13 protein-coding genes are annotated in these 15,141 nt (G+C 68.9%); 9 read left to right on the top strand and 4 right to left on the bottom strand.

Annotated features, from left to right (window positions below; translation table 11 throughout):
* Window positions 1-35 precede the first annotated feature (35 nt).
* Window positions 36-524, top strand: coding sequence for an inorganic diphosphatase (locus LI94_RS03135; RefSeq protein ID WP_046300267.1), 489 nt, complete (start codon window positions 36-38; stop codon window positions 522-524).
* A gap of 110 nt (window positions 525-634) precedes the next feature.
* On the opposite strand, the gene LI94_RS03130 is transcribed toward LI94_RS03135, so the two are convergent.
* Complete coding sequence (locus LI94_RS03130; protein WP_204368851.1) at window positions 635-1,318, bottom strand: TetR/AcrR family transcriptional regulator; 684 nt, start codon at window positions 1,316-1,318, stop codon at window positions 635-637.
* A gap of 111 nt (window positions 1,319-1,429) precedes the next feature.
* Here LI94_RS03130 and LI94_RS03125 point away from each other — a divergent pair, with 111 nt between their 5' ends.
* Window positions 1,430-1,867: a nitroreductase/quinone reductase family protein gene (locus LI94_RS03125; RefSeq protein ID WP_024441709.1), complete on the top strand. Its 438-nt coding sequence runs from the start codon at window positions 1,430-1,432 to the stop codon at window positions 1,865-1,867.
* Here LI94_RS03125 and LI94_RS03120 read toward each other — a convergent pair.
* Window positions 1,856-2,845, bottom strand: a complete 990-nt coding sequence (locus tag LI94_RS03120) for a TerC/Alx family metal homeostasis membrane protein (protein WP_046300265.1) — start codon at window positions 2,843-2,845, stop codon at window positions 1,856-1,858. The two genes, LI94_RS03125 and LI94_RS03120, sit on opposite strands and share 12 nt — an antisense overlap.
* A gap of 152 nt (window positions 2,846-2,997) precedes the next feature.
* On the opposite strand from LI94_RS03120, the gene LI94_RS03115 reads away from it, so the two are divergent.
* From LI94_RS03115 to LI94_RS23650, 4 genes are all read left to right on the top strand, one after another.
* Window positions 2,998-4,197, top strand: coding sequence for a hypothetical protein (locus LI94_RS03115; RefSeq protein ID WP_046300283.1), 1,200 nt, complete (start codon window positions 2,998-3,000; stop codon window positions 4,195-4,197).
* 27 nt (window positions 4,198-4,224) lie between these two features.
* On the top strand, window positions 4,225-4,923 hold the full coding sequence (locus tag LI94_RS03110; protein WP_024441712.1) for a glycosyltransferase family 2 protein: 699 nt from the start codon (window positions 4,225-4,227) through the stop codon (window positions 4,921-4,923).
* 30 nt (window positions 4,924-4,953) lie between these two features.
* On the top strand, window positions 4,954-5,313 hold the full coding sequence (locus LI94_RS03105) for a DUF2304 domain-containing protein (protein WP_024441713.1): 360 nt from the start codon (window positions 4,954-4,956) through the stop codon (window positions 5,311-5,313).
* A gap of 72 nt (window positions 5,314-5,385) precedes the next feature.
* Window positions 5,386-5,556, top strand: a complete 171-nt coding sequence (locus LI94_RS23650) for an Rv1535 domain-containing protein (protein ID WP_164517918.1) — start codon at window positions 5,386-5,388, stop codon at window positions 5,554-5,556.
* 10 nt (window positions 5,557-5,566) lie between these two features.
* On the opposite strand, the gene LI94_RS03100 is transcribed toward LI94_RS23650, so the two are convergent.
* Window positions 5,567-10,120, bottom strand: a complete 4,554-nt coding sequence (locus tag LI94_RS03100) for a cation-translocating P-type ATPase (protein WP_046300264.1) — start codon at window positions 10,118-10,120, stop codon at window positions 5,567-5,569.
* A 148-nt stretch (window positions 10,121-10,268) separates the two neighbouring features.
* Window positions 10,269-11,213 carry an NAD-dependent epimerase/dehydratase family protein gene (locus tag LI94_RS03095; RefSeq protein WP_024441715.1) on the bottom strand — a complete coding sequence of 315 codons (945 nt, stop codon included), beginning with the start codon at window positions 11,211-11,213 and terminating at the stop codon, window positions 10,269-10,271.
* Between the two features lie 32 nt (window positions 11,214-11,245).
* Between LI94_RS03095 and LI94_RS03090 the strand changes: the two genes are divergently transcribed.
* The 3 genes from LI94_RS03090 to LI94_RS03080 all read left to right on the top strand — a co-directional run bounded on the left by LI94_RS03090 (window position 11,246) and on the right by LI94_RS03080 (window position 15,114).
* Window positions 11,246-13,039 carry a hypothetical protein gene (locus LI94_RS03090; RefSeq protein ID WP_046300263.1) on the top strand — a complete coding sequence of 598 codons (1,794 nt, stop codon included), beginning with the start codon at window positions 11,246-11,248 and terminating at the stop codon, window positions 13,037-13,039.
* Between the two features lie 72 nt (window positions 13,040-13,111).
* The gene (locus LI94_RS03085) at window positions 13,112-13,822 is read left to right on the top strand and encodes a VIT family protein (RefSeq protein ID WP_046300282.1); all 711 of its coding nucleotides are present in this window, start codon (window positions 13,112-13,114) and stop codon (window positions 13,820-13,822) included.
* An 11-nt stretch (window positions 13,823-13,833) separates the two neighbouring features.
* Window positions 13,834-15,114, top strand: a complete 1,281-nt coding sequence (locus LI94_RS03080) for an APC family permease (RefSeq protein WP_046300262.1) — start codon at window positions 13,834-13,836, stop codon at window positions 15,112-15,114.
* Window positions 15,115-15,141 lie beyond the last annotated feature (27 nt).

Here is a 15,141-nt window from a genome sequence, read left to right as displayed (position 1 = left end):
CCGGGCGTGAATCCGGGCCGCTCTAGACTGACCCGGTGCAATTCGACGTGACCATCGAAATCCCCAAGGGCCAGCGCAACAAGTACGAGGTCGACCACGCCACCGGGCGGGTCAAGCTCGACCGCTACCTGTACACGCCGATGGGCTACCCCACCGACTACGGCTTCATCGAGGACACCCTCGGCGAGGACGGCGACCCGCTGGACGCGATGGTGCTGCTGCCCCAGTCGGTGTTCCCCGGTGTGCTGGTCGAGGCACGCCCGGTAGGGATGTTCCAGATGACCGACGAAGCCGGCGGCGACGCCAAGGTGCTGTGCGTGCCGGCCGGTGACCACCGGTGGGACCACATCCAGGACCTCAGCGACGTACCGGCCTACGAGCTGGACGCGATCAAGCACTTCTTCGTGCACTACAAGGACCTGGAGCCGGGCAAGTTCGTCAAGGCCGCCGACTGGGTTGACCGTGCCGAAGCCGAGGCCGAGATCACCCGGTCGATCGAGCGGTTCAAGACCTCCGGTCACTGATCCGGCGGTTTAGCGAGGCTCGACGAAGGAGAGCCGAAGCTGGGACCGCCGCGTCAATCCGGCGGTTTAGCGAGGCTCGACGAAGGAGAGCCGAAGCTGGGACCGCCGCGTCAATCCGGCGGCTGGGTCAGCATCCCCAGCAGCAGCGCGAGCTGAGCGTCGAACACCGCCCGCGGTGCCGACAGGGTGTCCTCGCCGTACCCGCCGAACACCTCCAGGCTGACCGCGCCCACCAGGGCGGCCCACAGCAGGAAGCATTTGACGACGACGGCATCGTCGCCGGGGAAGCCGAACTCTTGGCGGAGTCTCTGGAAGTCTGACGATAACGGTTGCGCTGCATCGTTTTTCCCGGACGTGATCTCGCCGGCCGCGATGCCCGCAGCGATCGCTTCGAAGAACGCGCCGACGACCCGGGTGCCCGGCGCAACGGTCTGCTCGGCCGGCGCGTGATAGCCGGGCACCGGGCTGCCGTACAGCAGCGCCCACCCGGCCGGATGAGCTAGCGCCCAGTCCCGCACCGCGTGGGCGATGGTGACGATGTCCTCGCGCCACGAAGCCGATGCGCGGGTGCGGCCCACGGAATCGGCCAGATCGTTGTAGGCGTCGACCAGCAGCAGGGTGATCAACTCGTCACGGCTGCCCACGTACCGGTAGATCGCCGAAGACACCATGCCCACCTCGCGGGCGACTGCTCGCAGCGACAGCCCCGCCGCCCCGTGGGTGCGCAGATGACGCCGTCCGACCTCGATGACCTGCGCCTCGATGCGTTCCCGCGACTCCTGCCGTTTTCCCACGGCACTAGTGTGACAGATATGAGAGCAGTGCTCTTGATTTGCCCCCTACGATGTGCCACGATCAGAAAAACGAGAGCGCCGCTCTCGATATCGCGAGCAAGGGGAACACCCATGACCGCCGGATACGACCGACCCAATGCAGCCGCCCGCATCGCCAGTACGGTGATCCGCAAGCTGGCCGAAACAGGGATCAGCATCGCTGGCACCCGCGCCCTGTCCGTGCGCGGCCGCAAGAGCGGCAAGCGTCGTGGTGTCGTGGTCAATCTGCTGACCGTCGACGGAGTGGACTACCTGGTGTCGCCGCGCGGCAACACTGAGTGGGTTCGCAATGTGCGAGCCGCCGGCGAAATCCAGATCGGGCCGCGGCGGCGTCCGACGCCGGCCCAGGTCACCGAAGTGGCCGACGACGACAAGCCGGAGGTGCTGCGCCGCTATCTGAAGCGGTGGTATTGGCAGGTCAAAGGCTACGTGGCGGAGCTGACACCGGATTCCAGCGACGACGAACTGCGGATCGCGGCGCCGTCGATTCCGGTCTTCTCACTCCACTGAGGTAGCTCCGCGGGTCCGGTACAAACTGGCCCCCGTCGTCAGCAGCAACACCGCCACGACGACCCCCAGACTGACCGGGGTCGGGATCTCCGGGACATTGAGCGGACGGCCGGAATTGATGAACCACACCTCGTTGGTGCGCAGGGCGTGCAACACCATGCGCACCCCGATGAAGCCCAGGATCAGCGCCAGTCCCTGCGACAGGTACACCAGCCGGCTCAGCAGCTTGCCGAGCAGGAAGAACAGCTGCCGCAGTCCCATCAGGGCAAACACGTTGGCGGTGAACACCAGGTACGGCTGGCGAGTCAGCCCGTAAATGGCCGGAATGGAGTCCATCGCGAACACCAGATCGGTGGTACCCAGCGCGAGTGCGACCAGAAACATTGGGGTGATGGCCCACGCTCCGGCGTTGTCCCGGACGAAGAACCGCACGCCGGCCCAGCGATCGGTGGCGTTGAAATGGGTGCGCGCAAACCGCACCACGGCGTTGTTGCCGCCCTCGCCCTCCCCGTCGCCGGTGGGGTCGGAATGACGCAGCAGTTTGATGGCGGTGTAGGCCATGAATGCGCCGAAGACATAGAACGTCCACGACAACCGCTGCACGGCGACCCCGCCCAGCGCGATGAATACCGCCCGGAACGACAGCGCCAGGATGATGCCGACGAACAGCGCCTCCTGGCGATACTTCTTGGGCACGTTGAAGCTGTTCATGATGATCACGAACACGAACAGGTTGTCCACCGACAAGCTGTACTCGGTCAGCCAGCCCGCGTAGAACTGCATGCCGTACTTCGCGCCGTGAAAATGCCACACCCAGATGCCGAAAGCCACCGCCAGCCCGATGTAGCACGACAGCCGGATCGCGACTTCGCGTATCGACGGCTCGTGTACGCGGCGGGCCACCAGGAACAGATCGAAACCGAGCACCGCTCCCACGCCCGCGAATGTCACCAGCCATTCCAACAGCGACGGGTCCAACGGGGTCCTCCGGTGGTCGAGTCAGTTCAGCGGGCTGACCGACCGTACCCCGCGACCCGCTTATTATTTGCGCCGTGGTGACCGATGTCGGTGGTACCGGATCCTCCGGGTTCCCCCGTGGGCTGGCGACCGGTCCCGTCGCCCGAGCCAGCATGGCCCGGGTCGGCACCGCAACCCTGCTCAGCGCCCTGTGCGGCTACGCCGTGCTGTATCTGGCAGCGCGCGACCTCGACCCGGCGGGCTTCTCGGTGTTCGGCGTGTTCTGGGGCGCGTTCGGGCTAGTCAACGGCGCCGCCAACGGTCTGTTGCAGGAGACCACCCGGGAAGTCCGGTTCGCCCGGGACGCGGGGACACACCCCGCATCCACCCCGCACACCCGCCCCCTGCGGGTGGCCGGTCTGACTGGGCTGGCGGCGGCCGGGGTGGTGGCCGCCAGTTCCCCACTGTGGAGCGGCCACGTGTTCGTCGAGGCGCGCTGGCTGTCGGTGGTGTTGCTCTGCTTCGGGCTGGCCAACTTCGCGATCCACGCCACCCTGCTCGGCATGCTGGCCGGCGCCAACCGCTGGACACAGTACGGCGCGCTGATGGTGACCGATGCGAGCGTCCGGGTGGCGGTGGCCACCGCGACGTTCGTCGTCGGCTGGGGCCTGGTCGGGTTCCTGTGGGCCACCGTGGCCGGCGCACTGGCCTGGCTGCTACTGCTGGCCGCCTCACCCGCAACCCGCTCCGCAGCGCGACTACTGACTCCGGTGAGCACAGCGGGATTCCTGCGCGGTGCCGCGCATTCGATCACCGCAGCCGGGGCCAGCGCGATCCTGGTGATGGGCTTTCCGGTGCTGCTGCAGGCTACCTACGGCGAATTGGGTGCTGCGGGCGGTGTGGTGATCCTGGCGGTCACGGTGACCCGGGCTCCGCTGCTGGTGCCGCTGACCGCCATGCAGGGCAACCTGATCGCGCACTTCGTCGACCAGCGGGGCCGCCGGCTGCCGGCACTGCGCACACCGGCGGCGGCCGTTGCCGCACTGGGCGCGGTGGGCGCGGTGGCCGCGGGCCTGCTCGGTCCCTGGCTGCTGCGCACAGTGTTCGGCGCGGATTACCGTGCGGACGGGCTGCTGCTGGCGGGACTGACGACGGCAGCCACCGCGATCGCGCTGCTGACCCTGACCGGGGCGGCGACGGTGGCCGCCGCACTGCATCGCGCCTACGCGCTGGGCTGGGTGGGCGCCACAGTGGCCTCGACCTTGCTCCTGCTGCTGCCGCTGGACCTGCCGACCAGAACCGTGGTGGCCCTGTTGTGCGGTCCCCTGGTGGGAATCACCGTGCATCTGGCCGCGTTGCGCACCGATTCGTAAGTCGGGCAGGCGTGTATTTTCTAAACCATCGATACCCGCTACCCCGATGTCTGGATCATCGTCCCGGCGTTCAACGAAGCGACCGTCATCGGTGACGTGATCGCCGGGATCCGTGCGAATTTCGACTACGTGGTCTGCGTCGACGACGGAAGCGCTGACGACACCGCCGTCACGGCGCGTCGCGCGGGCGCCTACGTGGTGCGCCATCCGGTCAACCTCGGTCAGGGCGCGGCCATCCAGACCGGGGTCGAGTTCGCCCGCCGGCAACCCGGCGCCCGACTGTTCGCCACCTTCGACGCCGACGGTCAGCACCGGGTGGCCGACCTGGTACGCATGATCGACCACCTCGACACCGCCGACCTCGACATCGTGATCGGCACCCGGTTCGCCGCACCCGACGCAGCCGCGACGGTACCGCCGCTCAAACGAGCGGTGCTGCGGGCCGCGGTGTTGCTCAACCCGCGGATTCGCCGACTGGGGCTCTCCGACGCCCACAACGGGCTGCGGGTGTTCAACCGGCGCGTGGCCGATGGTCTCGACCTCACCATGAACGGGATGAGCCACGCCGGGGAGTTCATCGCCCTGATTGCCGAGAACCGTTGGCGGGTGGGCGAAGTGCCGGTCGAGGTGCTCTACACCGACTACTCGAAGTCGAAGGGGCAGCCACTACTCAACGGCGTCAACATCCTGTTCGACGGGCTGCTGCGCAAGAGGATGTCGCGATGAACAGGATCTTCCGATGAACAGGATCTTTTGATGAATTGGATCAAGGTCCTGCTGATCGCGGCGGTGCTGATGCTGCTGGTTTACCTGCTGCTGTCGCGCCGGTCCGCTCAGTCGCGAGCCTGGGTGAAAGTCGGCTACCTGGTGTTCGTGGTGGCCGGCATCTATGCGGTGCTGCGTCCCGACGACACCACCGTGTTAGCCAACTGGCTCGGGGTGCGCCGCGGCACCGATCTGATGCTCTACGTGCTGATCATGGTGTTCGCGTTCACCACGCTGAGCACTTATATGCGATTCCGCGATCTGGAGCTGCGCTATGCCCGGCTGGCCAGGGTCATAGCGCTTACCCAAGCCCAGCCGCCCGGGCTGCCCGAACCGCCTGAAACACAGTAATTCGGCAACAATTGTCTCAGCGGTAACAGCGGGTTTGCCGCACGGCCGATTCCAGCCCGCACCGTTGCAGGTATGAGGACGACCGAAGTCCTGGCAGAACCCCTGGCCGACGCGACAGCGGCACTCCTGACCGTGCCGGCGGTCGAGCTCTACGCAGTGCTCTGGCGCGCCGGTCTGCTGCAGGTGCGACCTCCCGCGGCCAAGCGACCACAGCCGCAGGTGAGAGTGCGACAGCCGGCGTAACGGGACAGGCTCAGCGCACCAGTTCCAGCTTCGCGGACGACTTCTTCGCGGCGGACTTTCTGGCCGGCTTTCCGGCCGGGGCCTTCTCCACCGGCGTTTCCTTGGCCACCGGTGCTTTCTTCGCCGGGGCCTTCTTGGCCGGAGCCTTTTTCACCGGGGCTTTCTTGGCCGGAGCCTTTTTCGCCGGGGCCTTCTTCGCTGGAGCCTTCTTCGTCGGAACCGCCGACGCCGCCTTGATGGGGGCCTCGGTCTCCCTGGCGGGAGCGGCGATCTCCTTGGCGGGAGTCGAGAACCGGCTCGCCACGGCAACCGCGGCGGTGGCCGCCGCGGCCGTGCCGAGGCCCTGGGCCCAGCCGATCGGGCCGACCGGCGTGCAACCCAACAGCTGGCTGACCCCGGGCGTGGAGACGATCGCCGCGAACAGCGCGAACGATCCGGCCGCGGTGGCCAGCACCATCGGCGCCCGCGAGTCGACCACGGTCTGACCGAGCTCGGTGGTCACCAGCGAGATCAGCGCCACCGTCGAGGCGCGCTGCGGTGTACCGGTCACGGATGCCATCGCCCAGGCGGCGGTGCCTGCCGCGCCGGTCACCCCGCCCCGGAACGCCACTGCGCGCCATAGCTTCCGCTCTTCGAGTCCGGGCACCGCGTCACCGATTGGGCCGGCCGGCGTACTCACCGCCACAGCGGTGGCCGGCAGCGCGTCGGTCAGGGTGTTCATCAACAGCAGCTGGCGAGTGTTCAGCGGCGAATTGCCGGTGACCGCGGTACCGATCACCGAGAACATCACCTCCCCGGCATTGCCACCCAGCAGCCCGGAGATGGCAAGTTGCACACCCCGCCACAGGCGCCGGCCCTCGTCGATAGCGTCGACCAGCGCACCGATCTTCCCGTCGGTCAGCACCACGTCGGCGGTGGCGTGTGCCGAGTCGCTGCCGTGCGCAACGACACCCAGCCCCACCGTGGCGGCGCGGATCGCGGCGGCGTCGTTGGCGCCGTCGCCCACCATCGCCGACACTCGGCCGGCGCGCTCCAGGGTCTGCACGATCTGCACCTTGTTCTCCGGCGACATCCGGGCGAAGATCACCCGTTCGCAGACCACCTGCTCTTGTTCCTTGCGGTTCAAGGCATTCCACTCCGAGCCGGTGATGACCTCCTCGGGGCGGACCGTCACGCCCATCTCGGCGGCGATCGCGGTGGCCGTGATCGGGTGATCACCGGTGATCATCCGGATGTCGACGCCGCGGGCGGCCAGATCGGCCAGCAGTTGCGGAGCGTCGGCCCGGGGTGTGTCGGCCAAGCCGAGGAACCCGATCAGCGTCAGGCCGGAGGCGCTGACCTCCACGAGCCGGTCGGAATCGTCCTGCACGGCCCGCACCTGCGCGGCGGTCAGTTTGCCGTGCGCGACCGCGATCACCCGCAGCCCCTGGGCCGCCATCGCGGCCACCTGCTGCTCGGCCTTGGCGCCGGCGTTCTTGCAGGCCTCCAACACGACTTCCGGTGCCCCCTTGACCAGCAGCTCCGATCCCAGCACCGACGCCGAGAAGGCCCGGCCGGAGCGGAACGGCAGGTGCGCGTCCGGTTCGATCCACGGCCGGGCACCGGCTGCGGATGCCGCGCCCTCGACGATGGCCTGGTCGGTGGCGTGCGCATGCGCCGCACCGTCGGGAGCCGGAGCCGCCTGCGCGGCCGTGCCGAGGACGTCGTCGTCGGAATATCCCGCAAGCGGGCGCACCGTGGTGACCCGCAGCCGGTTCTCAGACAGCGTTCCGGTCTTATCGAAGCAGACCACGTCGACCCGGCCGAGCGCCTCCACCGACCGCGGAATCCGCACCAGCGCACCGGTTTTCGTCAACCGCTGCGACGACGCGTGCTGGGCCAAGGTAGCCATCAGCGGCATGCCCTCCGGGACGGCTGCGATCGCGACCGCGATCGCGTTGCCGAGCGCAACCCGCAGCCCGCCCTGACGCAGCAGACCGAGCGCACCGACCGCCACACCGCCGGCGGCACTGTACGGGAAAGTCCGGTACATCAACTGAGACAGATGGTGCTGCAACCCGACCTCGGGCAGCTCGCCAGAGGCCAGTTCGGAGGCCCGACGGGCCTGAGTGTCGGCGCCCACGGCGGTCACCATCGCCAGCGCCTTACCGGCGATCACCGTAGTGCCCGCGTAGAGCATGGAGCTGCGCTCGGCCAGTTCAGCGCCGGGCGTCGGGTCCAGCTGTTTGCCGACCGACAGCGATTCGCCGGTCAGCGAGGACTCGTCGACCTCGACGTCATACACCTCGATCGTCCGGGCGTCGGCGGGCACCACCTCGTTGCTGCGCACCTCGATCAGGTCACCGGGCAGCAGTTGTTCGGCGGGGATCTCGTGGTAGGCCGGCGTGCCATCGCCCCCCATCAACACGACCCGGGCCGGCGGAGCCTGCTGTGCCAGCAGGGTGTTCAGCCGGCTCTCTGCCCGCAACCGCTGGTAAGCGGCCAACATGGCGTTACCGGTGAGCACCGTGCCCACCATCACGGCGTCGATCGGCGAACCCAGCATGGCCGTCGCCGCCGAGCACAGCGCCAAGATCGGCGTCATCGGGTCGGACAACTCCTCACGCACGGCGTGGAAGTACGGCCAGAACATGCCCTGGGATTCCGCGTCGACCGGCGCGCGTTCGGCCAACGGCAGCATGGCCTCCGGCGTCAACAGCTCGCGCGCCTGCTCGACCGTCATGGCGTGCCATTCGTAGGCCGGTGCCGGCTTCGGTGCCTGCGCACGCAACACCCGGCGGGCCAGCAGATACCCCGACAGCATTCCGGCGCCCGCACCGACGGTCACCGGCCCCGGACCGCGGCTCTGCCCCGCCCCGACACCGGGGATCGTCGCCCGAACCCCGCGAACCAAAAGCAGCCCGGCGATCGACGACGCCCCGATCGAGATCGCAACCCCACGCTCGGTGGCCGTCCGGGCAGCCGGCAGCGCGCGCAGCACCTGCCATGCGCCGGCAAGGTCGGCCAGCAGCAGATCGGCATAAAAAGGTGGTGGGGTGTCGGCATGCTCGCTCGTCGGCATCACACCCAGCGCCAGATCCGCCGACGCCAGCGCCTGCGCTGCCGAGGTGGACAACACCGCGACGGTGCGGCCGGCCTGCTGCAGGTCGGCCACCGCCGCGGCCAGCGCGGCGTCGATATCCTCACCCGAGACCGGCCGGATGTCGTCGAAACCGGGGCGCAGCTCGCTGAGGATCTCGGTGTCCACCGTGACCAGCTCAGCGCCGGAGGCACGTGCTTCGAGGACCACCGCCGAGGCCAGCGCGTGATGCGCGGGCAGGATCAGCGCGTCCACCGGCTGCGTGCGGGTCGAGCCGCGGACTGTCATGCCCGGAACCCGGTGCCAGCCCGGACGCAATCCGGGCTTGTCGAGCAGGCTCTGCGCGCTGTTCCAGGCCTTCGGCAGCTCGTGCTCGCTGGCACCGCGGATCTGTACCACCCTGCGTTGTTCACCGGTCAGCGTCCGCGGGTCGATGACCACGGTGTCGATCTTGTCGAGGCGGCGCAGGCTGTCTGGCTGCAGCGGCAGCACTCCGTGCGCGTCGGCCAGGCCCTGTCCCAAAGTCGCGGCGAACGATTCGCAACTGGTGCGCACCGCTTTCGGCGAGGTCGCCAGGATCGCGCTCGACGTCACGTCCAGGTTGCGGGTCAGTGCGCCCACCGCCCCGGCCGCGACTACCTGCGCCACCGCGGTGCGCTTCAGGTAGCGCTCAGCCAGACCGTCCGGCCGCGGGACAGGCCGCGCAGTGGTGTGCACGTCCGGGTGGTCGGCGTACCGGGCCAGCTCCGGCTCGTAGCGATTCCAGGCCAGCGCCCCGGCGCGCGTCTCGGAGGCTTTGAGGCCCTCCACCATCAGATCCACCGCCAGGATCGCCGGGGACAGGGTGATGACGTGCGACCCGAGCGAGACCAGGGAAAGCACCCGGTCGGTCTTGGCCGGACCGATCCGGCTCGCCAGCGCGTTGCGGACCAGCGGCTGGTAGCGGGCCACCGACGCCGCGGCGTCGAAGATCTTGGGCGCCGCCGGCCAGCGCATCGCGCTGCCCACGGTCGCGATCGCCAGCCCTACCGCGTTGGCCCCCACCATCGCGCCCTTGGTGGCCAGCAGCAGTCCATCGCCCGGCAATGCCGCGGTGTCGGTCGGGGAAAGTTCGATGCTTTTCTCGGCCGCTTCCACCGCGGCGCACAGGTCCGCCAGCGCAACGTGGTCACCGATCTCGACGACTACCCGGGACAGCGGGCGGTTCAGCCGCACCGAGGTGACGCCGGGCTCGGCCCGCAGGGCTGCCAGAACCTCGGCACCGATGTCCACGCCGTCGGAGTCGTCGAGCCCGTGCACTTCGATCCAGGCCCGCCCGGCGCCGCGCCAGCTTCGTCGGCTGGTCAGATCGGAACGCTCACCGGCCAGGATCTTGGCGCCTTCGCGCAGTGGGATGGCGGCGAGGTCAACGCTGGCCCCCAAAACGGAGGATGCGGCGGCGCCGATGGCGTCCAGACCAAAACGGCCGATTGCGAAAACATCCATGGCTGGCCTCCAGCGTCATAGCAGCGCTGGAGGTCTCTTCCGCCGGTTGTCCGGCCCACAGCCCCGGTCACCCGATGACAGGCGACGTGATGACGACACTGCGAATTGGGGAATACTCCCCTCCGACCGGCCAGTATGCCACAAAGGTTCAGATGGACTTCATCTGCCGGAAGTACTCCACGGTGCGTGTCACGCCATCGGCGAGCGCGACCTGAGGGCGCCAGCCCAGCACCTCCGCGGCCCGCGAGATGTCCAAACAGGACCGCTTCAGGTCACCGAGGCGCGGCGGGTGGAACTCCGGGTCGTCGGGTCCACCGACGGCCGCGGCCACCGCGGAATGCAGCTGCCGGTCGGAGGTTTCCACCCCGGTGCCGACGTTGAACCGCTGCCGGTCACCGGCCTCGCCCGACGCCCGCACGAAAGCGTCCACCACGTCATCGACGAACACGTAGTCGCGGGTGTTCGATCCGTCCCCGAACACCTTGGTGGGCCTGCCCTCCAGCAGCGCCTGGGCGAAGATCGCCACCACCCCGGCCTCGCCGTGCGGGTCCTGGCGGGGGCCATAGACATTCGCCGGTGCGATGTGGGAGCACTGCAGCCCGTAGAGGTGGCCAAAGGTGTTGAGGTAGATCTCACCGGCGACCTTGCCGGCGGCGTAGGGCGAAGCGGGGTCGGTCGGGACGTCTTCCCCGGTCGGGTAGCACGGTGGGGTGCCGTAGATCGAGCCGCCCGACGAGGTGTGCACGACCTTGCGCACGCCCGCCGTCCGCGCGGCTTCGGCGAGCCGGATCGTCCCGATGACGTTGACCGAGCCGTCGAAGACCGGGTCGGCCACCGAATGACGCACGTCGATCTGGGCGGCCAGGTGAAAGACCACCTCGGGCTGGTGCTGCGCCAGGATCGCGTTCAGGTCCGCGGAGACGATGTCGGCCTCGACGAAGCTGAAGTCGGCGTCCTCGGCCAGGTGCTCGATGTTGCCGGCACGCCCGGTGGCGAAATTGTCCAGCCCGACTACCTGGTGCCCGTCCGCCCGCAGGCGGTCGACCAACGTCGATCCGATGAACCCGGCTGCTCCGGTGACCAGTGCTCGCACCGGCCCACCATACCGACAGGTAAGAAAGACTGATGCGCACGCGTTTCACTGCCCTGCCTTGGGTCTGCTGGGCGGCGGTGGGATTGGTCGCCGCCCAGCTGGTGGTTCGGGCGGTCGTGGCTTTCGGGGGTTACTTCTACTGGGACGACCTGATCCTGGTCGGCCGGGCCGGAACCCACCCGCTGTTGTCGCCGGCGTACCTGTTCGACGACCACGACGGTCATGTGATGCCGGGCGCGTTCCTGGTGGCCGGGGCACTGGCCAAGCTGTGGCCGCTGCAGTGGGCCGCGCCGGCGATCAGCCTGGTGGTGCTGCAGCTGCTGTCGTCGTGCGCGTTGCTGCGCGTGCTGTGGGTGATTCTGGGCTGGCGGCCGGTGCTGCTGATACCGCTGACCTTCGCGTTGTGGACTCCGCTGGGCCTGCCGGCCTTCGCCTGGTGGGCGGCGGCGCTGAACTATCTACCGCTGTGCGCCGCACTGTCCTGGGTGTGCGCGGACGCGATCCTGTTGGCGCGCACCGGGAATCGGCGCTACGCGTGCACCGCCACCCTGGCCTACCTGGGCGGGTTGGTGTTCTTCGAGAAGTCCGCGGTGATCCCGTTCGTAGCCTTCGCGGTGACGGCACTGCTGGGCTATGTGTCCGGTAAGCCGCTGGCCGGCGCGATTGTCGGGGCGTGGCGGGCCGGGTCCCGCATGTGGACGGCGATGCTGGCGGTGACCGCGGGGTGGATCGGGGTCTACCTGGTAGTGGTGAATCAGAAGCGGTGGAGTTTCGACCTCGATATGACCCGCGACCTGCTGCTGCGCTCGATCACCCACGGCATCGTCCCGAGCCTGGCCGGTGGCCCGTGGACCTGGGCGCGCTGGGCGCCGGCCTCGCCGTGGGCGCTGCCGGGGCCGGTGGTGATGACGCTGGGGTGGCTGGTGCTGGCCGCGCTGGTGGCGGTGTCGCTGGCGCGCAAACACCGGCTGGTGCCGGTATGGCTTGCCGCAGCCGGGTACGCGGCGGCCTGCCAGGTACCGATCTATCTGATGCGCTCCTCGGCGTTCACTGCGCTGGAGCTGGCGCAAACCCTGCGCTACCTGGCCGATCTCGTCGTGGTGCTGGCGATCCTGGGCGCGGTCGGGTTGTGCGCCCCGAACCGCGCCTCGTCGCGCCGGCTGGACGCCTCACCGCTGCGCACCGTGGTGGTGACCGGCCTGGCCGCCGCGTTCACCGCGAGCAGCCTGTATTCGACGGGCACGTTCTTGACCTGCTGGCGGGACGATCCGGCTCGCGGGTACCTGCAGAATGCCCGCAACGGTCTGGCCGCGGCACATGCCGCCTCCGATGCGCCGATGCTGGACCAAGAGGTCGACCCGCTGGTGCTGCAGCGGGTCGTCTACCCGGAGAACCTGGCCAGCCACATGTTCGCCCTACTGCGGGACCGCCCCGAATTCGCCTCGGCGACGACGCAGTTGCGGATGCTGACCAACACGGGGACGGTGGCCGACGCCCAGGTGACGTGGGTCCGCTCTCTGGTTCCCGGCCCGGTGCCCCATTGCGGCTATCTGATCCAGCCGGACCGGCCGGCGACCCTGGCGCTGGACGGCCCACTGCTGCCCGCGGACTGGACCGCCGAGATCAACTACCTGGCCAACGTCGACGGTGCGATGACCCTGTCACTGTCGGACGGCCCCGAGGTGCGGGTGCGGGTCCGGCCGGGGCTCAACCGTGTCTTTGTGCGGCTGCCGGGCGCCGGATACAACGTGTCCGCGCGCGCCGACACCGCAGCGCTGTCGGTGTGTATCGCGGCCGGCCCGGTCGGCTACCTCGCGCCCCGGTAGCGTCGCTGCAACCACCTGCGAGTAATCGCTGGTCACGGGGGCAGGGTGGGCGCTACCGTGTCGCGCATGCGCATGCGTCCACCGCACTCGGCCGAGCCCCATAACGGCTCGCTGGCGTCGAAACTCAATTGGTTGCGCGCCGGGGTGTTGGGGGCCAACGACGGCATCGTCTCGATCGCGGGGATCGTGGTCGGCGTCGCCGCCGCCACCGCGCAACGGGGTCCGATCTTCACCGCCGGTATCGCCGGCGTGGCCGCCGGCGCCGTGTCGATGGCCCTCGGTGAGTACGTGTCGGTGAGTACGCAACGTGACACCGAACAGGCTGTGCTGCATAAGGAGCGCCGCGAACTGCAACAAGACCCGGCGGCCGAACTCGAGGAACTTGCCGACTTATATGCGGCCAAGGGATTGTCGGCGGCGACGGCCAGGTTGGTGGCCGAAGAGCTGACCCACCACAATGCGTTCGCTGCGCACGCCGAGGCTGAATTGGGCATCGACCCGGACGATTTGACCAACCCGTGGCTGGCCGCGGCGGCGTCAGCCCTCGCGTTCACGGCGGGAGCGCTGTTGCCGATGGTCGCGATCCTGCTGCCGCCGACCACATGGCGAGTCCCGTTGACCGTCCTGGTCGTGCTGCTGGCACTGATGCTCACCGGTGTGGTCTCGGCACGCTTGGGGGGCGCAAACGTCCGAAACGCCTTGGTCCGCAATACCACCGGCGGGGCGCTCGCGCTGGGCACCACGTACCTGATCGGCCAGCTGGTCGGCCACACGATCAGCTAGACCTTGAGCTGATGGACGGTCACACGACCCCTGATCCGCAGCCGACGTCCGGTGCGCTGCGCCGGCAGCTGGGCATGTTCGACGCGGTGACGATCGGGCTGGGCTCGATGCTTGGTGCCGGCATTTTCGTGGCATTGGCGCCGGCGGCCGCAGCGGCCGGTGCGGCGATGCTGATCGGGTTGATCGTGGCGGCGGTCATCGCCTACTGCAACGCGGTTTCCTCGGCGCGGCTCGCGGCACAGTATCCCGCCTCCGGCGGTACCTACGTATACGGGCGCGAACGGCTCGGACCGTTCTTCGGCTATCTGGCCGGGTGGGGCTTCATCGTCGGCAAGACCGCATCGTGCGCGGCGATGGCACTGACCGTGGGTTTCTACGCATGGCCCGCACACGCGCACGCGATCGCGGTGGCGGTGGTGCTGGGGCTGACCGCAATCAACGTGCTGGGGGTGCAGAAATCGGCGTGGCTGACCCGGCTGATCGTGGTAGTGGTGCTGGCGGTATTGGCAGCGGTTGTGGTGACCGCCCTGGGCTCCCAGGGCGTTGAAACCGCTCGGTTCGGCCACTCGTCAGTGTCGGTGCCAGGGGTGTTGCAGGCGGCGGGTCTGCTGTTCTTCGCGTTCGCCGGCTACGCCCGGATCGCCACGCTGGGTGAGGAGGTACGCGACCCCGCCCGCACCATTCCGCGGGCGATCCCGGCCGCGTTGGCCATCACCCTGGTGGTGTACGCCCTGGTGGCGGTAGCGGCACTGAATGTGCTTGGCGCAGAAGGTCTTGCCGGAGCATCGGCGCCCTTGGTGCAGGTGGTGAGGGTCGCCGGGGCGGCCAAACTGACCGTGATGGTCCAGATCGGAGCGATTCTCGCGGCGACCGGGTCCCTGCTGGCCCTGATCCTGGGGGTGTCGCGTACCACCCTGGCGATGGCCCGCGACCGGTATCTGCCCGGGTATCTGACCGCGGTGCATCCCCGGTTCGGGGTGCCGCATCGCGCCGAGATCGCGGTCGGCCTGGTGGTTGCCGTGCTGGCCGCCACCACCGATATCCGCGGTGCCATCGGGTTTTCCTCGTTCGCGGTCCTGGTCTACTACGCCGTGGCCAACGCCGCGGCCTGGACCCTGTCCCCCGCCGAGGGCCGTCCCCCGCGCCTGATCCCGATCATCGGCTTGGTGGGCTGCATCGTTGTCGCGTTCGCCTTGCCCGTCAGCTCGGTCCTGGCCGGACTCGCGGTGCTCGGCGTGGGTATTGCCGCTTACGGCGTGCACCGTCGATCGGGCCGGCTCGGGCGCCGGTAGTCCGCTACCGCGGCGAACAACGCGCCG

The sequence above is a fragment of the Mycobacterium sp. UM_Kg27 genome (assembly GCF_000972905.1).
Classification (GTDB): domain Bacteria; phylum Actinomycetota; class Actinomycetes; order Mycobacteriales; family Mycobacteriaceae; genus Mycobacterium.
This window is presented reverse-complemented; position numbering and strand designations above follow the sequence as displayed.

Coding starts and splice junctions, on each gene's coding strand:
- LI94_RS03080 (WP_046300262.1), top strand. CDS start 13,834: ATGGACGGTCACACGACCCCTGATCCGCAGCCGACGTCCGGTGCGCTG.
- LI94_RS03105 (WP_024441713.1), top strand. CDS start 4,954: ATGAATTGGATCAAGGTCCTGCTGATCGCGGCGGTGCTGATGCTGCTG.
- LI94_RS03090 (WP_046300263.1), top strand. CDS start 11,246: ATGCGCACGCGTTTCACTGCCCTGCCTTGGGTCTGCTGGGCGGCGGTG.
- LI94_RS03100 (WP_046300264.1), bottom strand. CDS start 10,120: ATGGATGTTTTCGCAATCGGCCGTTTTGGTCTGGACGCCATCGGCGCC.
- LI94_RS03115 (WP_046300283.1), top strand. CDS start 2,998: ATGGCCCGGGTCGGCACCGCAACCCTGCTCAGCGCCCTGTGCGGCTAC.
- LI94_RS03125 (WP_024441709.1), top strand. CDS start 1,430: ATGACCGCCGGATACGACCGACCCAATGCAGCCGCCCGCATCGCCAGT.
- LI94_RS23650 (WP_164517918.1), top strand. CDS start 5,386: ATGAGGACGACCGAAGTCCTGGCAGAACCCCTGGCCGACGCGACAGCG.
- LI94_RS03085 (WP_046300282.1), top strand. CDS start 13,112: ATGCGTCCACCGCACTCGGCCGAGCCCCATAACGGCTCGCTGGCGTCG.